At 69.0% G+C, this 17,736-nt stretch carries 17 protein-coding genes; 11 read left to right on the top strand and 6 right to left on the bottom strand.

Annotated elements, in window-relative coordinates; all coding sequences use genetic code 11:
- Positions 1 to 215 precede the first annotated feature (215 nt).
- The 3 genes from ACIQFZ_RS39160 to ACIQFZ_RS39150 all read left to right on the top strand — a co-directional run bounded on the left by ACIQFZ_RS39160 (position 216) and on the right by ACIQFZ_RS39150 (position 3,597).
- A complete protein-coding gene (locus tag ACIQFZ_RS39160; RefSeq protein WP_402693505.1) occupies positions 216 to 2,336 on the top strand; it encodes a LamG domain-containing protein in 2,121 nt (706 codons plus the stop codon).
- Between the two features lie 541 nt (positions 2,337 to 2,877).
- A complete protein-coding gene (locus ACIQFZ_RS39155; RefSeq protein ID WP_402693504.1) occupies positions 2,878 to 3,318 on the top strand; it encodes a hypothetical protein in 441 nt (146 codons plus the stop codon).
- 12 nt (positions 3,319 to 3,330) lie between these two features.
- Positions 3,331 to 3,597, top strand: a complete 267-nt coding sequence (locus ACIQFZ_RS39150; RefSeq protein ID WP_402693503.1) for a hypothetical protein — start codon at positions 3,331 to 3,333, stop codon at positions 3,595 to 3,597.
- 508 nt (positions 3,598 to 4,105) lie between these two features.
- On the opposite strand, the gene ACIQFZ_RS39145 is transcribed toward ACIQFZ_RS39150, so the two are convergent.
- Positions 4,106 to 5,269 (bottom strand): ISAs1 family transposase, encoded by a 1,164-nt coding sequence (locus tag ACIQFZ_RS39145; protein ID WP_402693502.1) that lies wholly within the window; start codon positions 5,267 to 5,269, stop codon positions 4,106 to 4,108.
- Positions 5,270 to 5,589: 320 nt separating this feature from the next.
- Here ACIQFZ_RS39145 and ACIQFZ_RS39140 point away from each other — a divergent pair, with 320 nt between their 5' ends.
- Positions 5,590 to 7,332 carry a Mu transposase C-terminal domain-containing protein gene (locus ACIQFZ_RS39140; protein WP_402693501.1) on the top strand — a complete coding sequence of 581 codons (1,743 nt, stop codon included), beginning with the start codon at positions 5,590 to 5,592 and terminating at the stop codon, positions 7,330 to 7,332.
- A complete protein-coding gene (locus ACIQFZ_RS39135) occupies positions 7,329 to 7,601 on the top strand; it encodes a hypothetical protein (RefSeq protein ID WP_402693500.1) in 273 nt (90 codons plus the stop codon). Before ACIQFZ_RS39140 ends, ACIQFZ_RS39135 begins: the two co-directional genes overlap by 4 nt.
- Before the next feature lie 136 nt (positions 7,602 to 7,737).
- Here ACIQFZ_RS39135 and ACIQFZ_RS39130 read toward each other — a convergent pair whose 3' ends face one another.
- The 3 genes from ACIQFZ_RS39130 to ACIQFZ_RS39120 form a co-directional block, all read right to left on the bottom strand.
- A complete protein-coding gene (locus ACIQFZ_RS39130; RefSeq protein WP_402693499.1) occupies positions 7,738 to 8,682 on the bottom strand; it encodes an NmrA family NAD(P)-binding protein in 945 nt (314 codons plus the stop codon).
- The gene (locus tag ACIQFZ_RS39125; RefSeq protein WP_402693498.1) at positions 8,679 to 8,996 is read right to left on the bottom strand and encodes a winged helix-turn-helix transcriptional regulator; all 318 of its coding nucleotides are present in this window, start codon (positions 8,994 to 8,996) and stop codon (positions 8,679 to 8,681) included. Before ACIQFZ_RS39125 ends, ACIQFZ_RS39130 begins: the two co-directional genes overlap by 4 nt.
- Before the next feature lie 110 nt (positions 8,997 to 9,106).
- A complete protein-coding gene (locus ACIQFZ_RS39120) occupies positions 9,107 to 9,805 on the bottom strand; it encodes an SDR family oxidoreductase (protein ID WP_384444078.1) in 699 nt (232 codons plus the stop codon).
- A 108-nt stretch (positions 9,806 to 9,913) separates the two neighbouring features.
- On the opposite strand from ACIQFZ_RS39120, the gene ACIQFZ_RS39115 reads away from it, so the two are divergent.
- Positions 9,914 to 10,405, top strand: coding sequence for a winged helix-turn-helix transcriptional regulator (locus ACIQFZ_RS39115; protein ID WP_402693497.1), 492 nt, complete (start codon positions 9,914 to 9,916; stop codon positions 10,403 to 10,405).
- A 156-nt stretch (positions 10,406 to 10,561) separates the two neighbouring features.
- Positions 10,562 to 11,056, top strand: a complete 495-nt coding sequence (locus ACIQFZ_RS39110) for a PaaI family thioesterase (protein WP_402693512.1) — start codon at positions 10,562 to 10,564, stop codon at positions 11,054 to 11,056.
- Positions 11,057 to 11,472: 416 nt separating this feature from the next.
- Here the strand turns inward: ACIQFZ_RS39110 and ACIQFZ_RS39105 are convergent, their stop codons facing one another.
- Entirely contained in the window at positions 11,473 to 11,853 is a 381-nt protein-coding gene (locus tag ACIQFZ_RS39105; RefSeq protein WP_402693496.1) for an STAS domain-containing protein, read from the bottom strand.
- A gap of 1,115 nt (positions 11,854 to 12,968) precedes the next feature.
- Here ACIQFZ_RS39105 and ACIQFZ_RS39100 point away from each other — a divergent pair.
- Positions 12,969 to 13,169, top strand: coding sequence for a hypothetical protein (locus ACIQFZ_RS39100; RefSeq protein WP_402693495.1), 201 nt, complete (start codon positions 12,969 to 12,971; stop codon positions 13,167 to 13,169).
- On the opposite strand, the gene ACIQFZ_RS39095 is transcribed toward ACIQFZ_RS39100, so the two are convergent.
- On the bottom strand, positions 13,166 to 13,753 hold the full coding sequence (locus tag ACIQFZ_RS39095) for a TetR/AcrR family transcriptional regulator (RefSeq protein ID WP_402693494.1): 588 nt from the start codon (positions 13,751 to 13,753) through the stop codon (positions 13,166 to 13,168). The genes ACIQFZ_RS39100 and ACIQFZ_RS39095 overlap by 4 nt on opposite strands.
- A gap of 100 nt (positions 13,754 to 13,853) precedes the next feature.
- Between ACIQFZ_RS39095 and ACIQFZ_RS39090 the strand changes: the two genes are divergently transcribed.
- The 3 genes from ACIQFZ_RS39090 (at position 13,854) to ACIQFZ_RS39080 (ending at position 16,151) form a co-directional block, all read left to right on the top strand.
- A complete protein-coding gene (locus ACIQFZ_RS39090) occupies positions 13,854 to 14,603 on the top strand; it encodes an SDR family NAD(P)-dependent oxidoreductase (RefSeq protein ID WP_402693493.1) in 750 nt (249 codons plus the stop codon).
- Complete coding sequence (locus tag ACIQFZ_RS39085; protein WP_402693492.1) at positions 14,600 to 15,706, top strand: FAD-dependent oxidoreductase; 1,107 nt, start codon at positions 14,600 to 14,602, stop codon at positions 15,704 to 15,706. Before ACIQFZ_RS39090 ends, ACIQFZ_RS39085 begins: the two co-directional genes overlap by 4 nt.
- A 232-nt stretch (positions 15,707 to 15,938) precedes the next feature.
- Complete coding sequence (locus ACIQFZ_RS39080; protein WP_402693491.1) at positions 15,939 to 16,151, top strand: hypothetical protein; 213 nt, start codon at positions 15,939 to 15,941, stop codon at positions 16,149 to 16,151.
- Positions 16,152 to 17,736: the final 1,585 nt, after the last annotated feature.

The raw sequence follows: 17,736 nt of genomic DNA, 5'->3' as shown, positions 1-17,736 counted from the left end.
GTCGGGATGCGCAGCACGTCGTCGGTCGCCTACCCCCTGGCCCACCTGGAGAAGTCCGGCGCGCAACGCGTTCGAAAAGAGTTCTATAGTCGTGCAGCCGGAGATTGGTGGTGAGCATGACAGCTACTGGTCTCTGTGGCCCCCTGCGCGAGCCGAAGGGCGGCGAACCGCCTCCGCGCAGGACCGGACGACCGAAACAGGGGGGACCCCACCGCATGAATCCGCATTCCGGCCGGCGCGCCAAAACCGCCGCCGCGGCCACGGGACTGGCAGCCGTGCTGCTCGCCGCCACCCCGGGTATCGCCACGGCGGCCGGGAAGAACCTTCCGCCGCTTCAGCCGAGCATCGACACCCTCACCGTCAACTGGGACAAAGCTTGCTCCGCCGAGCCCGTCTACGTCCCCAGCGCGCCCGAACTGCGGGCCGTCGTCGAGGACACGACGGAGGACAACGAGGAGTGGGAGACCAACGGAGCCGGGGCCGAGTTCGAGGCCTGGTGGACCGACGCCGACGGAGCCGAGCAGCGCCGGACCCACACCTCCGGCATCGTGCACTCTCCGATCACCCAGCTGTGGCGGACCCCCTCCGACCTCCCGGCCGACACCGTCGTCTCCTGGCATGTCCGGGCCGTCGACGGCGAGGGCGCGACCTCCGCCTGGAGCGACGAAACCCCCGGCATCACCTGCCGGTTCGTCATCGACACGGTCAACCCCGAGCCGGCGACGGTTGTCTCCGAGCAGTACCCGGACGACGACAGCGGCTGGCACGACGGCGTCGGCGTCTACGGCAGCTTCACGTTCGACTCTCCGTCCGAGGACGTCGTCGAGTACGTCTACTCCGTCCTCGGCTCCGCCCCCACTCGGGTCCGACCCGAGGAGCCGGGCGGACCGGTCACCGTCCGGTGGATGCCGGAGGACAGCGGGGTCTTCTACCTGCAGGTCCGCGCCGTCGACCGGGCTGGGCGGTCCAGCTCCCAGACGACTCACTGGATGCGCGTCGCCGCCGGCCGCGCCCCCGTCGCCCACTGGACGCTCGCCGATCCGGCCGGAGCCGACAACGCCGCCGCCGAGGCCGGCCCCGTGGCCCGCGCCAAGAACGGCGTCGTCTTCGGCGCTCCCGCCCCCTCCCGCACCGACCTCACCTCCACCGTCACCCTCGACGGCCGGGGCAACAGCTACCTCACCCCGCACGCCCCCGCGACGGACACCGCCAGGACCTTCGCCCTCTCCGCCTGGGTCCGCCCCGCCGCCACCGACACCCCGATGACGGTGGCCAGCCAGGATGCCGCCGACGGCACCTCCGCCTTCACCCTCGGCCTGCGCCCGACCGCGGACTCCCCGGCCACCTGGGCCTTCCGCTACGGCGCCACCACCCTCACCGGCGGCAACGCCTCCGTCGGCGGCTGGGCCCACCTGACCGGCCTGTACGACACCGAGGACAACACCCTGCGCCTCTACGTCAATGGCAAGGAGGTCGCCTCCAAGACCGGCGTCGCCCCGGTGGCCGCCCCTGGCGCCTTCCAGATCGGCCGCGCCCGCGGCGACGCCGGTGCGCGCTGGCAGGGCGAGATCGGCGACGTCCGCGTCTGGGACCGGGTCGTGTCCCGCAAAGAGATCGAGGGGCTGGGGTCCCGTCCCGCCAAACTGGTCGCCGCCTGGGACATCGAGCGGACCGATGACGGTGTGATCCCCGACCGGTACGGCGACAAGCCGCTCACCCTGCACGGCGGCGCCGGCTTCTACACCCCCGACTACGATGCCTGCTTCGAAGACCCCGAGTGCTTCGAGTTCCCGGCGGCCGCCCTCGACGGCAACGACCACCTGGCCTTGGACGGCACGGACGACTACGCCGCCACCAGTGGTCCCGTCGTCGACACCGCCGACAGCTTCAGCGTCGGCCTGCGGGTCCGCTTCGCCGACACCACCCCCGACCGGCCGATGACCGTCCTGTCCCAGGGCGACGCCGACCGTGACGCCTTCAAGGTCCGCTACGACCCGGCCGCGTCCGAGTGGCAGCTGGTCGTCACCCGCGGCAGCGAACCGGGCGCCGCGGAGACCGTTGTCGCCGGGCCCGGCGCTCCCACGTCCTACTCCGACGAAGTGGTCGTGGTGTACGACGACTCCGAGGGCCACATCACCCTGTACGTCGAGGGCGAGGCCATGGCCACCACGGAGTTCAAAGCCGCCTGGAGCACCCCCGGCCCGCTTCAGATCGGCCGCGGCCACACCGCCGACGGCGGCTGGGGCGAGTACTTCCACGGCGGGGCGGACACCGTCCGCGTCTTCAGCGGAGCCCTCACCGCGTCCCAGGTGAAATCGTTCGCCTACCTCTACTGATCTCGACCCGCTCATCAACGAGATCGTTGTCGTGCTACTCGACGCCGCAGTGCTTGGCCAAGCCCCAGTCCGCCCGGACCGAATGCGCCCGGCGGACTGGGCACTGCGCGCCTGTACAGCAGGAGCAATCGGCCCGGTGCCGCAACTGGCGCATCTCTACCTCGCAGCACACACCGATCCGCACGGTCTCCGTGGCCGAACCCGAGCGCAGAAACATGTTAAGGGACTGGAACACCGACGACTTCCCGGCGTTGTTTTCGCCGATCGGGCAACCGAATCGGGAAATTGAGCGGAGCGTGCGGGCCCCGGGACACGATGTCCCGGGGCCTCGCGCTGCTGAACGCCCGTCACCAGTCGGCGTGTGCGAATCTGCATCTCAATGTCACCGGTTTCTGTAGTGGTGACACCAGTGCGCTCCAGCGCTGGTGTCAGGGCGGTGAGCTGGGGGTTCGCCGTGCGGTGCGGGGTGGTGGTGACATCGGGGTGCAGTTTTTGCGGTGACGGCTTGTGAGGTTGCTGCAGGTCGCGGCGTGTCCTTCCGGTGCAGATTCGCGAGGAGGCCCAGCAGAACGAGGCGAACGGGTACCGTCCGCAGGACGATTCATCCAATGATGACGTCGAGTTCGATATGTACGACAATGCGGGAATTCCCGATGGTGTGCGAGACGTCGTCGGTTTCTTCAGCTATCGCGGCGCGATCGACGGAGTGGTGCTGCACCTCCTCGGACGCCACGATGAGGCCAATGAGGCCATCAAGGGATTCATCGGCCCCTTCTTCACTGGATTCGTCGCAGGTGAAGTCAGCAAGGGATCGCAGATCGGCCCGGTGTCGCGCGCGTTCGGCAGGGTCGGGGTCAAGGTGTTCGGTGTGCCGGTGGCTCTCGGAGCGACGGTCGTAGACTATTTGCTCCCGCAGGGCGGTCCGGTCCGCTACATCGAACCCGGCCCATTCAACCGTCCTGCGCAGCCCCCGATCTCCTGACGCGGTGATGAGATGACACTGAGAAAATCGTGGAACTCGCTGCAAGGCGGCGGATTCATCAGAGGCTTGGCTGATGAGCTGCTGGGCCAGCGATCTCTTTTCCTCGGCATTTGCGGCCTCGTGGCAGGATTCGGAGGCGCCATCAATCTTGATGGCATCGCCAAGCGATTGATGTTCCTGGCGGTCGGCTGCGTGTCTCTCGTCCTCACGGTGTACTCGTGGAGACAAGTGAAGCGTCAGACGCTCGAGAAGAACGCTCAACGCCGACAGCAGAGGTAACCGCCGAAAGGGCCCGCCAGAACCCTGGCGGGCCCTTTCGGCCTGTACTCAGAGTGAACTCGCACCCTCGTGCTCGTCGATGCCGCTCCCCCAGGAAGCCTCCGGCGAGTCGATCTACGGTACTGAACCATTCGCGGCTGCCACACGACGAAGCCGGGAGTCCTTCAAGGGATTCATCGGCCGCTTACTCACCGGGCAGCTCGGTGGAGTGGTGAATAAGGGAAGCCAGATCGGCCCGGTGACTGGTGTGATCGGCAGAGCAGGCGTCAGGGTCTTCGGCTGGCCTGTGGCCCTGGTGCGAATCTGAATGAGGGTGTCACTGGTTCTGCGGTGGGTGTCACTGGGTGGCTGTGGGCGTGTGGTCTGGGGTGATGCGGCGGGTGGTGTTATCGGGGGTGATGTGCTGTTGGTGATACGGGGATGAGTGTCCGCTGGTCGGTGTGGTGCAGATTCCGGAGCGGTGGGGGAGTGTAGCAGGGTCCTTTGCATGATCGCGGTCTGTCCGGGTTCATCCGGTGAGGCCGAGGGCGGTCAGGGGTCTGCGGTAGTCGCAGGCGGTGTGGCGTAGGGCGGCGGCGATGTTGGTGTGGCCGTCCTGGCGGTGGACGCCTATGGCGAGGTTGCGCAGGCCGGCCATGATGCGTGGGAGGTGGCCGATGTGGATCTTGGAGTCATCCTCGCGGAACGTGCGGTCGCGGACATGGTGCAGAAGGTTTTCGATCTTCCAGTGTCCTCTGATCCAAGCGGCGAGTCGGACGCCGGTCGCCGCGCCGGGCGGCAGGCTGGTGATCAGGTAGACGCGTTCGATGGTGAGCTTGCCGGTGGTGAAGTTCTTTCTCCAGCGCACGACTTGAAGTGCCTGGCGGGCGTCGGGGTAGTCGAGGTGGGCGAAGGCGGCGGTCTTCAGCCGCCGGATCTCCAGACGGTGGTGGGCGCGGGTGCGGTCGTGGTGGTCGAGCGTGATCTCGCTCCAGGGCAGACGGCGGATGCGGTCGAACAAGCCGGGGTGGTTGGCCTTGACCTGGGCGATGTAGTGGGCGCCGCGTTCACGGAGGTAGGTGCCATGGGCGTGTTGGGTGTGCAGCGCGTCAGTCGTGACGACCGTGCCGGTCAGGTCGATGGTGGACAGCAGGGGCTGGAAGGCGGGGATCTCGTTGCTTTTGTCGGAGACCTGACGCTGGGCCAGGACATGGCCGTCGTGGTCCATCGCGGCGAGGAGAGTGATGTACGGGGTGGTGGCGGTGCGCGATCCGCGCAGTGCCTTGCCGTCGACAGCGATCGCCCGCAGTCCGGGGCCGGCCGGGGTCGCACGGGCGGCGAGAAAGGCCCCGATCGCCCGGTCCAGAGGGTCACCGTCGAGCCGTACGAGGAGACGGCGCAGGGTATGGGGATGCGGGACGGACACGGCGCCGGTCAGCGGGTCGACGGGGAAGCCGAGGGTCCGGCGGGCCCAGGTGGGGGCATCGCCGATCCATTCCGTGATCGCGGTGAGCGAGCGGGCACCGGCCAGGACACTCGCTGCGGCAGCGGTGACCAGGGCGGACAGCGGATAACGCCGGCCGCGTACGCCTCTCGGGTCGGGGAGCAGGTCCAGGAAACTGAACAGGCGGACTGCGTCCGCCAGCGGGGCAGGTGCGGAAACCTGGGCCAGTTGGTCCAGCGCGGCAGGCATGAGAGAGGATGCAGGAGCAGGCACGGACTCGCCAAGTGTTCATGGGACTTCGACACTCACATGATCACCGAGACCGTGCCTGCACTGCGTCTGCCCCTGCCTGAATCGGGACGCCCACCCCAAGACCGGATCTACCGGATGTTCCAGACGTACCGCGATCTTGCAACAGCCCCTGGGGAGTGTAGCGCTCGGCTTGCCGCGTGTTTCCAGGATTGGTTTGTCTGTCCCGGATCGTGTGAACTGCCGGACTGTGTCTGGGTGTTGACGGGGAACGTGCCTGGTGTGCGCCGGTACGCGGCGTCGGTGCCAGGGGGTACGTCATGGCCGGGCCGGGTGAGAGCGGGGCAGGGGCCGAGGAGGTCTCGCTGGTGTCGCGGGCGCTGGGGCGTGAGCAGGCGCTCGCACGGTTGCTGGCGCTGGACGGGCGCGGGGAGTTGACCACGGAGCACGCGCAGCTGGTCGCCAGGTCGGCGGGGGTGTCGCTGCGGACGGTGTGGCGATGGCTGGACGATGGCCGCCAGGGGCGCATGGAGCCGGCCGGGCGCCAGCGGTTTCGGATCACGGACGAGTTGCATGGACGTCTTGCGGCGTGGTGCGGGAACGCGGCCGCGCTGCACCGGGAGCTGGTGGGCGAGTATGCCGCAGCCGTCGCCGAGGGACGTGAGGTGGATCCGGTGCCGTCGTTGGCGACGCTGCACCGGGCGATTCGTCTGGATCTGAACGCGGGGCAGCGTGCGGCCCTTGTCGGTGGGGAGCGCGCCAGGCGCCGTCATGATGTGCATCTGCGGCGTCCGTGTCAGTGGCGGAATGCCTGCTGGGAGGCGGATCACAAGCATGTGCCGGTCGAGGTGTTGCTGGACGGCGAGTTGGTGTGCCCGTGGGTGACGTGGTTCATCGACTGTGCCACCGAGACGATTCCGGGCGCGGCGGTCACCCCGCACCAGCCCTCCAGGGACGCGATCCTCGACAGCTTGCGGATTGCGCTCTCGCGCAATGAGGACCCCACCGGCCCGTACGGGCCGATCGGCGGCCTGCCCTCGCTGGTGCGCCTCGACCGCGGCGCCGATTTCCTCTCGGCCACCGTCGCCGACGCTTTGGGTCACTTCGCCGTGCCAGTGCAGCCGCTCCCGCCGTATCGGCCGGATCTGAAGGGATCGATCGAGAACCTGAACAGGTGCGCGGAGAAGATGCTCTTCGCCTCGCTGCCCCGCTGCACCCACGCCCCGTCCACCCGGCTGCGCCCCGGCGCCCGCGGCAAGCATGCCGTCGCCGCGGAGCCGCTGCCGTTCGCCGAGTTCGTCCGCCTGCTGCTTCAGTGGGTCACGTGGTGGAACACAGAGCACACCTCGCAGGCCCTTGGCGGGCGTACGCCGCTTGAGGCGTGGCGGGACGATCCCACCCCGATCGAGGATGTGGACCCGGGCCTGCTGTACCGGTTCACGCTCGCCGACGACGGACGTATGCGCACGCTCACCACCAGCGGGGTGCGCTGGAGGAATCGGTATTACGTGGGGGAGTGGATGCACGGCGGCGCGGATGCGGGGACGAAGGTCCGCCTGCGCTACATCCCGCACCACGACCACGAGATCGAGGTGTTCGAGGCTGCGTCCGGAAAGTACCTGGGGCCGGCGCACCCTTCGGATGAGGCCACGCCCGAGCAGCGCAGGGCGCACCGGCGGCGCAAGGATGCCGAGAAGCGGCGCCTGGCCCGTGCCTTGTCTGCCGCCTCCGAGCACACCCGCACCTGGTACGCCGCGGTCACCGAGGCCAAGCCGCCCGAGCGGCTGGGCTCGTTGAGCGCGGCCGAGGCCGACCGGGCCGCCGATCAGGAGCGGCTGAAGGATGCGGCCGAGTGGGCGCTGCCGGACCTCATCCCGCCCGCTGCGCCGCCGGCCGGGTGGCGTACCCCTGCTTCCCTGGCCGCGCTGACCACGCCGGGCCGGCCCGCTCCGGTCCCGTCCGGGAGTGATGGCGCTTCCGCCCCGGACGGCCCGGACGGCCCGGACGGCCCGGACGGGCGGGCTGCACGTCCCACCACAGACGAAGACGGAGACGCCTCGTGACCGCGGCCACCTACCAGTACGTCGATCTGCCCGATGCGTCCGTGGTCACCACCCGTGCCCTGCTCGCTGCCCGGGAGAACATCACCGACACCGTCGCTGCCCGCGCCATGATGTGCATCCACGGCGGTGCCGGCTTCGGTGACCAGGCGGGTGGCGGTCTTGTCGTGGTAGCCGAGTGCCCTCGTGATGACGGGGGCCGGGGCTTGGAGGACGAGTTGGCGGATCGCGGAGGTCCTGCCGGGCTGTGGCGGGACACCGATTTCGCGTAGGTGGGCCTGGAGACTGCCTGGGTTCATCGGCTGCCCCGGTTGGCGGCCGGGGAAGAGCCAGGCGACGCCGACACACGTCCACGTCGTCCAGCCCTCCTCTCGCCAACGGCCGTGTGCCGTGCTTGTGATGGGCGGGCTACCGAGACGCGCCGATCGCCGGGCCGAAGAGATCGCGTTGTTCGCTGATGTACTCGGCGAGGGTGCGCGGCGTGTGGCCGGTCAGATGTGTCAGACGGTCGGGGTCGACAGGTACTGTGGACGCGCCTCGCAGGGCGGCGCCGAGCGCGGAGATGTGCGAAGCCATGTCGGCGTTGACGACACCGTCCGTCTCCGAGGCTGCCTGGGCCTCGAGTTCCTCGCGCCATGCCTGCGCGGATATCCCTTCGAAGCAGACCTCGCGGCCCAACTCGGTGGACAGGACACGGGCCACCTTGGCGTGCGAGGCCGCTTCGGATCCGGGCAGAATCTCGAGCGCTGCACCGGAGAATCGCTCTGGGTGGAGGAGAGCGGCCACGGCGAGCTCGGCCGCATCGATACCGGCGATCCACGGCAGGACGGTTTCGTCGAAGCTGTTGCGGAAGACGTCCTGCTCGCGGACGGAGCGTGCGTGCAGCACCGCCAGGTTTTCATGGAAGAGCGCCGCGACACGCAGGACGAGCAGGTCCAGGCCGGCCCAGGCGAGAACCTCCTCGGCGAGCCATTGCGCCCGCCCGAGATGGCTGGGGCTGTCCGGGACGGCGGGCCCCATGGACATCACTACCACCCGTGGTGAGCGGCCGACCTGGCGTACCGCGGCGGCGAAGTTCGCGGCTGCGGGGATCACCCCCTGGTTGATGGGGTACGCGAAGTAGACCAGGTCGACGCCCTCGAGGGCATGGAGCAGACTCGCCCTGTCATGCAGGTCACCGACCACGACATCGGCGCCCAGCGCAACGAGGGGCTCCGTGCGCTCGTCCTTCTTCCGGGCCAGGACCCGGACCTCACGGCCTGCCTCACGCAGGCGGCGCACCAGGTGCCCGCCGAGGCCGCCGTGCCTGCCCGTGGCACCCGTGACGAGAATGGGTGAAGAGGGGGTGCTCATCGGTTCGTCTCCTTGGTTTCGTTGCGTCGGGCCGCGAGTTCCAGGCGGCTGCGGATCTCCGGTCCTGCCCCCGGTCCGGCGGCCAGGGCGGTGCTGTCAGGGGTGAGCGGCTGCCCGGTGGCCGCATCGACCATCACCGGTTCGACGGCCTTGCCGCTCTCGCGGTCGAGGAGGACGAGGGCGGGCCCGTCCTCTCCCGCCATGTGCCGGTTTCCCCACGCGGTCAGAGCCATCAGCACGGGCCGGAAGTCGCTGCCCTTGTCGGTGAGGACGTACTCGTCGCGTGGCGGCCGCTCGCTGTAGCGAAGCCCCATGCCGCTGCGCCCCCCTGACGCCGTGCACGCCGCCGCGGGCCGGTCGATAGACCGAGAGCCGGATCCTGTACAGCCAACTGGGGCCGCCCGACGGACCCGGACGGCGATCGTCATGCGACGCTCGGGTACAGGCCCGCCAGCGGACCTGACAGCGCGGAGCGGACGCGGCGGGAGACGTCGTCGGCCAGTACCTCCGGGGCACCTTCGGCCAGACCGTCTAGGGCCAGGTTGGCGATAGTCAGCGGGTCACTCTTGGGCGAGTCGACATGGGCGGCCATGTCGGTGTCCATGAAGCCCACGTGGACTGCCGTGACCTGTGTCTTCTGCTCGGCGAGGGAGAGGCGGAGCGCATTGGTCAGGGACAGCTCCGCCGCCTTCGCGGCGGCGTAGGCGGACATGTCGGCGGTCGTGAGCCAGGACAGCACCGAGAGCACGTTGAGCACGGCCCCGCCGCCGTTCGCCGCGAGGATCGGGGCGAACGCCCGGGTGACCGACAGGGTGCCGAAGTAGTGCGTCTCCATCTCCAACCGGATGTCGGCCAGGTCGCCGTCGAGCAGCGATGCGCCGGTGAAGCTCCCCGCGTTGTTGACCAGCAGGTCGACATCGGTCGCGAGCGTCGCGGCCGCTTGGACCTGCGCGGGGTCGGTGACGTCGAGCCGTATCGCTTTCACGCCGGGCAGATCGATCTGGTCCGGTCGGCGGGCCGCCCCGTACACCGTGGCGCCACGCGCGACCAGTTCCTGGGCGAGTGCCCTGCCGAGCCCGCGGTTGGCCCCGGTGACCAGGACGGTTGCTGTGCTGATGTCCATGATTCCTCCTTCGGGATGCGCACACCCCAGCTGACTTTCGATTACAGAAGCCAGCCGTGACGCTATAGGCTAACTTTGCGTGAGGCAAGTCAGGTGGAGGGTGGAGAGATGAAGGATCTGCTGGAGGAACGGGACGCCTGGTCCATGGCCAACTGCTCAATCGCCAGGACTCTGGAGATCGCCGGCAACAGGACAGCGCTGCTGATCATGCGCGAGGCGTTCTTCGGCACACGCCGGTTCGACGACTTCGCCAAGCGTGTGGGCATCGGCGAACCCGCCGCCTCGGCGCGCCTGAAGGAACTGACCGCCGCCGGCCTCCTGGAACGCGCCCCCTACCAGGAACCCGGCCAGCGGACCCGGTACGCCTATCAACTGACCGGGAAAGGCCGGGACTTCCTGCCCGTCCTCGTGGCGCTGCGGCAGTGGGGCGACACCTGGGCCGCCGACGAACAAGGGCCCCCCGTGGTCGTACGCCACGAGAATTGCGGCGCCCCGGTGCACGCGGTGCTCCGCTGCGACGACGGCCACGACGTGCCGATCGGGGACTCGTTCGTCGACGCCGGCCCGGGTCTCATCCGCGTCAGCCCGGACAGCCCCTGAACCCAGCGGCGGCCGAAAAACAGGCAGGACGATTCCGTCAAGCGATCGCCGGCCAGCACGCCACACCGACCCAGACGCCCCCGAGGAGCTGCCGTCATGTCCGAAACATCGGAGAAGTGCCTGATCGCCGGCGCGACCGACACAACAGGAGCGGGAATGCTCAGGTCACGTACGTTCGGCTGGGAAGACCCTGCCATTTCCGCCGACGCCGTCCCTCACCACAGCGGCCTCGACTTCCTCCGCGAGATCCTGGCCGGGCGCCTGCCCGCCCCGCCGATCGCCGCCACCCTGGGCTTCACTCTGGAGGAGGCCGAGCACGGCCGGGCGGTCTTCGTCCTGGTGCCGGGCGAGGAGCACTACAACCCGATCGGCAGCGTCCACGGCGGCGTCTACGCCACGCTCCTCGACTCGGCGGCCGGCTGCGCGGTGCAGTCCGTGCTGCCCCAGGGCATGGGATACACCTCGATCGACCTGACCTTGAAATTCCTGCGCCCGATCACCGTCGACACCGGAAAGATCCGCTCCATAGGCACCGTCCTCAACAGCGGCCGCCGCACCGCCCTCGCCCAGGCAGAGCTCCGCGACTCCGACGACCGGCTCCTGGCCCACGCCACCAGCAGCTGCATGCTCTTCCCGGTCGCGGGCCGCTGACCACCATGCGCGGCGCGATGGAGAGGACCTGCAATACTGGCTGACACGTCCGGGCCGCATCGGCCAGGTGTTCTCCTTGCTGCCAGCACCCTCTGGCCGAGCCTTCGCCGAGGACGGCTTCAGGCTCGACCTGGTCACCCCCCCACGTCCACGAGCACACGGCAGCGCACCGCGACGGCTCGTTGACCTGCACAGGACTCGGTGAAGTCCACCCTCGGTGTCTTGTTGCGCGTCGGCGGGGCCGCCGCGCTCCGTGCCGGGCAAGGCCTGGCACGCAGAACAGGCGGGCGGGTAGGGCGCAGTGGCACCAGCAGGGGGTGAGCCGCTCGGGGAGTCGGTGCTGGTGCGGCCACGGCCTGGGGTCCCGGGCCGTGGTCGAGGTTCGGCTCAGGTTGGGAAGGGACGGGGCCAGTAGGTCAGGCCGCCGCGCCGTGGGGTGTGTGCTGTGTCGCCTGGTCTACCGAGTCGTGGAACGCGTAGACCTTGCGCAGGCCGGTGCGCCTGAAGACCCTCAGGATCCGGTCGTCAGTGCATATGAGACGCAGGGAGCCCTCGTGGTCACGGATGCGCTTGGTGATCGCCACGATCATGCCCAGTCCCATGGAATCCAGGAACGGTGCGGGGCATAGGTCCAGGATGAAGTGGCGGTGGCCCTCGTCGAGGAGTTTGGTGACCGCTTCTTGGATCTTGGGCGCGGTGTGGATGTCGACCTCCCCGTTGACCTCGACGATGGTCCAGCCGTTCGCCGGGTAGTAGGTGAGGTCCATGTGTTCGTCGTGGAGGATGCTGGTCCGCATTGCCCGCTCCTCTCCGTCAGGCGACGGATGGCTCGGCCGGCGTACGTCAGTCCCCGATCAACCGTCCGGTGGCAGCCCGGACAGGGCTCCTGGTTGGGGGTGATGGCTTCGTTCCTGGCCGGGGCTGGCGGGTGCCGGGGGCCGGCCCAGAGGGTTCTTACCCACATCATCCAGGATTCAACGATCCTGCCGGCGGACGGCGGTCGGGTCATTGAAGTCGCAATCAACCGGGAGGTCGCAGGCGCTCGTGGACGAGCCGGGACTGCTTGCGCCGCTGCTTTTCCGTGGCTGCGGCCGCTGTCCGTCCAGAGGCCGCAGGACCGTCCTCAACGTCACGTTGTGCGTGCGCTGACGTGCCCGCAGCGACGTTGAGCCATCCCGCTGACAGTCCGGTTCGACCCGGGCGAAGCGCGGGAGATCGACCGATGGATTCTGGAGCTGCGGGCCCAGACCGGCATCCGCTGGGAAAAGGCCGAGGTAGTGCGTGAGCTGCTGCGCATGGCCCGCACGCCCGACAGCATCCTGCGCGACGCGCTGACCGCCCGCGCACTGTCGACTCGGACACGCGCCGATCGTGCCGACCAGGCATGGTCGGGGCTGCGTGCGGCGTGGCCGAGGGAAGCATGGTCGGCCTCATGGTCCCTTGGTACGGGGATGGCCCGGCTGAGCGGGCCAGGCACACCCGGTCCGACGGGGGCCGACGGCGGGGTGCATCGGGGAGGCGGTCGGTTTCCGGGGCGGATGGTGCATATTGGAGGGATGCGCTTTGGGCGGCACTTTGCCCGTGTTTGGCAGCCTTGGCGCTCGCGTCATGCGCTGGTGGCGATTCCTCTTGTGCTGATCGTGGCGATCACCTTGGCGGACATGCGTGCCCCGCAGACCGTCCGTCTCGGTCCGTTGCTCGTCGTGGCTCCTGCCATCACCACCTCGTTCGCCGGCTACCGGCTGACCGCACTGGTCGGGGCGCTGGCCGTGGGAGCCCAAGCCCTCATCGCCACGGTCCAGACCGGCTTCAACGAAAACCACGTCGCGCAGCTCATCGGACTCGCGTTCCTCTCGGTCTTCGCCGTGTTCGCCGCTTCCTGCGCGACCGGCGCAGCGAGGAGCTGGCCCAGGTGCGGTCGGTCGCCGAAGCCGCGCAGCGGGCCCTGCTGCGCCCCCTTCCCGACCGGCTGGGTGCCTTGCACATCGCGTCCTCGTACCTGGCCGCCGCCAAGGAGGCCCGGATCGGTGGTGACCTGTACGCGGCGGCCCGTACCGGTAGCCGTACGCGCCTGATCATCGGCGATGTGCGGGGCCCGAGGCGCCAGGTCTAGCAGACGATTCCGTTGAGCGACTTGAGCAGGGTCGAGGCGGACGTCGGCTCGCCGTCCATCTCGATGACGTTCTGCATCAGGAACGTGCCCAGGCTCATCGCTATCAGAGCGCGTGCCGCGGGTCTCGCCGACTCCTCGTCGAGGTCCGCCCACCGGCGGGCGAATGCGCTCAGGATGTCGAGGAGCTCGGCGGTGTGGCGGCGCTGGGACTCTCGGAGACCAGGGTTGTGGACCACCTCGGCCCACACCTGAAGCATGAACGGGGCGGTGGCCGTCGAGGCGCCGTCTGTCAGCAGGGTGCGGTGGATCAGGTCGATGACCTCGGCCGGTCCCGGTATAGGGTCCGCGTCGGCCGCCTCGCGCAGGGCGCGGAGCACGGGTGCCATCGCGGTCTCGGCCAGCTCCCTGATGAGCTCGTCCTTGCCGTCGAAGTAGCGGTAGACCCCGCCGGCGGACATTCCTGCCTCGGCGCAGATGTCGGGCATCGAGGTGGTGTGGAAGCCGCGGGCGGCGAAGCAGCGGCGCGCGGCCGCGAGGATGGAGGAGCGTCGCTCGGCGAGGTACTCCGGCGTGACCTGAGGCATGCCCCCAATATAGAACGATCTTTCGTCTTGACGCACACCCCTGCTGCGAGTAACCATTAAATCGAAAGATCATTCATTTTCCTTGCCTGAGGAGCCGAGCATGACCACTCACACCCCAGGGCGCGTCGCCCTGATAACCGGCGGCGGCACCGGAATCGGCCGCGCGACGGCCTGCCAACTCGCCGAAGCGGGCTGGCGGGTGATCGTGGCGGGCCGCCGAGAGGCGCCGCTCGCGGAACTGGCTGGCGAGCACCCGGCCATCGACTACCACGTCGCCGACGTCGCCGACCACGCACAGGCGAGCCGGCTGGTCGACGAGGCCGCGGACGCGCACGGCAGGCTGGACGCACTGGTCAACAACGCCGGCGCGCTCAGCCCCCTGCAACTTCCCGATGTCGACGCCGAGGCTCTCGACAGCCTGTTCGCGATCAACGTCTTCGCACCGTCCTACCTGGCGAGCGCGGCAGTGAAGCACCTGTCCGCCTCGGGCGGCAGCATCGTGAACGTCAGCAGCGCGGTCGCGCAGCGACCCAATGCCCAGGGCGCCTTCTACGGCGCGTCCAAGGCGGCCGTTGACTATCTGACCCGGTCGTGGGCCGCCGGGCTGGCCGATCAGGGCATCCGCGTCAACGCGGTCTCCCCGGGCCCCACCGAGACGCCGATCCTCTCGACGATGCTGCCTCCAGAGGTGGTGGAGGCGGTAAAGGCACAGGAGGCGGCCTCACTGCCATTGGGGCGTCGCGGCACCGCCGATGAGGTCGCCCGCTGGATCGTCGCGCTCGTCGACCCAGCCTCGGCCTGGGTGACCGGCCAGGTTATCGCCATCGACGGCGGGATGGCGATCGCGTGACGCGGCGCATCCTGATCATCGGCGCCGGACTCACCGGTCTCGCCCTGGCCAACGGGCTTCGCCGGGCCCGCGACATCGCGGTCACCATCGTCGAGCAGGCGCCCGCCATCATCGAGGCAGGCTGGGCGATCGTGCTCGCGGAGCGGCATCTGGACGCCCTCCGCCAGCTCGGCCTCGACGCGGAGGAGCTCCCTGCCGATCCGCTCAGCCGCGTGGTTGTGTTCAATCCCGATACCTCCGTCCCGGTCGCCACGGCCGCGATGGGAGGCCGGATCACGGCCCGCTCCGCGCTCCAACTCTGGCTCTACGAGCCAGTCCGCGACCAGGTGCGCACCGGCATCTCGCCGGTCGCGATTACCGATCGCGGCGCGCTGGTAGAAGCGGAGTTCAGCGACGGCAGCAGCGGCGAGTTCGACGCGGTCGTCGCCGCCGACGGCATCAACTCCTGGACCCGACGCACCATCCTGGGCGGACCGGACGCCACCTACGCGGGCAGCGCCGTCCTGCGCTTCCAAGTCCCCAACGCCGACGGCCTCAGCGTCACCGCGATGACCAGCGACGGGACCCTCGGCTACTTCATCATGAACGGCGGCAGGACGCTGAACGCCACCGTGTTCCTGCCCGGCGAACCCGACAATCACCGGGATCACACACTCGCCGACCTCGCCGAACGCCACCGCGACCTGCGGGGTCCGCTGGGCAGCCTCATCCAGGCCATGCGCACCGAACCCGCTGGCTACTACGCCAACATCCATCAGGTCGTGACCGACCGGTGGACCAGCGGCCGGATCACGCTCGCCGGCGACGCTGCACACGCGATGAGCCCCCGGCTCGGCCAAGGCGCGGGGGTGGGCCTGCAGGACGCCGCGGTGCTCACCGAGTTCCTCACGCTGCCCGACCTCCCCGTCCCGACCGCGCTGGCCGGATTCGCCGCGATCCGGATGCCAGAGGCACACCGTGTCCAGAGACAGTCGCACGCGGTCACAGTACGGGTCGGCCAGCACGGCGCGGCGCTCGGCTTCCAAGCCGCAGCGGCGGACCCGGGGGCGGCGCAATCCGTACGACAAGACCAGGACGAGCTCCAGGAACCCGCCATCGTGTGAGCCGCGACACCGGGGCGACGACGGCCTTTTGCCCGATCACCGGGCCGGGCCCACCAAGTGTCCTGGTTGCTCGGGGCGCGGGTGGAAGCGAAGGCGGTTCGGTGGCGCAGCCGTGCCACCGGCATCACTTTCTGCGTCCGGCGCAGCGCCGGAGAAACTTGTCTCCTACCTTCAACGGCACCTAGAGACCTGGCCCCAGTTACGCCCCAACCAGCCGGTCACCTGTTCCGCCTTGATCGTCAACGATCTGCACCGGCTCGACCCCGCCCAGCGCCCCACCGAGGTCTACCAGCGCAAAGAGTTCGTCGACGCCCTCGCTTTCCCGATGCTCACCACCAGTCAGATTTTCGACTGGTGGCGCGCCGAAGGCTGGTCGGCCGTGCGGACCGCCGTGCTCGGACGCCCCCACTCCGGCCAGATGAGCAAGCTATCCACGCTCAGGTGATTCCGACTCCGCGTAGCGGAGGATCCGCTGGTGATCCTGATGTTGTCCTCCTTGGGGCCGGGAACCGCGCCTGCACGCCTTCGCCCTGATCCGCGGTCTGATGGCCGACCTAGCCCGCAAGAACTGCTGGTGCGCCACGAGGCTCGATGTGGCCGAGTGGGGGTGGAAGACCTCTACCGCCGGGCCGTCGCAGCGGCCGGGTAGAAGCTGAGGGCAGTCCGAGCCGGGGGACGCCGGTGAGGACGGAAAGCAGCCCTGACAACGCCGGGACGGCGCGGTACTGCCAGACGCGTCGGGTTCGGCATGCAAGGCCAGAAGGCATACGAAGAGGAACCCGTGTAAAGCCCCGTAAGTCTTGCACCGGGCTCAATTTCTGGCAGATATGGGCCCGGGGGTGCAGTGCGTGATCGCTCGCTTCGACGGGGGTAGTCAACTCCGAAGCCGGTCTCCAACTGCCAGCGGGGAGGCAACGCTGAAGGTCTGCGGCGTAGGTGTGGCGATGCTGCCAGGGTAGTAGCGGGACGCCGAACTGGCCGATCGGCACATGAACGTGGGAACCGCCTGCGGTCGCCCCCGCTTTCCTGTCATCCGGTCCGGAGATCAAGGGAGGGCCCGTTGCCAGCTGAGGACCGCGGGTGGGGCGGAGGCCCCGTAGTAGTCCGAGCGGAGGAAAGCTCCGTGCATGGCGAAGGGGGCCAGCAAGTCGGCAGGGAGGATGCTGCAATGCCGGGAGGCAGCTGGTGTATACCGACACGCTAGAGTTCGCGCTGCTCAGGGCCGAGCGCCGGGTACTGGAGATGCAGACCAAGCTGCACCGTTAGGCGACCGGCGATCCTGATCGCCGGTTCGATGACCTGTTCGTGCGCCACGAGGCGCTGCTTGACCGTGCGGCGGTGAAAGACCGCCGCCGTGGCCTTGTCGCAGCAAGGCCACGAAGCTGAGGACAGCCTGACCCGGGAGTCGCCGGGAGGGGTGGAAAGCAGTCCTGACAACGCCGGGACGCTCCGGAACTACCAGACGGGGCGGGTCCGGCAAGCGAGACGAGAAGGTGTACGAGAGGAACCAGCGCGTGAAGCTCCGTAAGCGTCGAGCCGGCTCCAACCTGGTGGATATGGGCCGGTCCGCAGCGCACACCTGCCGTGATCATGCGGCGGGTGACTCCGAAGCCGGGATGAATAGGCCGGTGGGGAGGCCACGAGGAAAGCCTGCGGCGTACTCGTGGCGAGGCTGCCGGGGTATAGCTGGGCACCTCCCTCGTCGAACGGTTGGTGGTGAACGTGGGAACCACCTGCGGCTGCCCTTACGATGCTCCATCCAGGACATCGAAGGGCAGGCCCGTCGTCGGCTATCGGCCGCAGTGTGGGGCGGAGGCCCCGTAGTAGTCCGAACGCGCGAAAGGCGCGTACATGGCGAAGGGGGCCAGCAAGTCAGCAGGGCGGATGCTGGAATGCTCGGAGGACGCCGGTGAATACCGACGCACCAACGCTCACGCAGGGCTTGGTCAAGTTCCGGAGTCGTGCGGCTGGGTCGGGCCGTGACCGGTTGGGGTGCATAGCAGAGCAGGCACGGGCTTCGTGATCATTGG

Origin of the sequence: Streptomyces sp. NPDC093064, from assembly GCF_044754605.1 — a bacterium.
In the GTDB taxonomy this organism is placed as follows: domain Bacteria; phylum Actinomycetota; class Actinomycetes; order Streptomycetales; family Streptomycetaceae; genus Streptomyces.
Note: the sequence above shows the minus strand (reverse complement) of the source record. Positions and strands in the feature narration are given on the sequence as shown.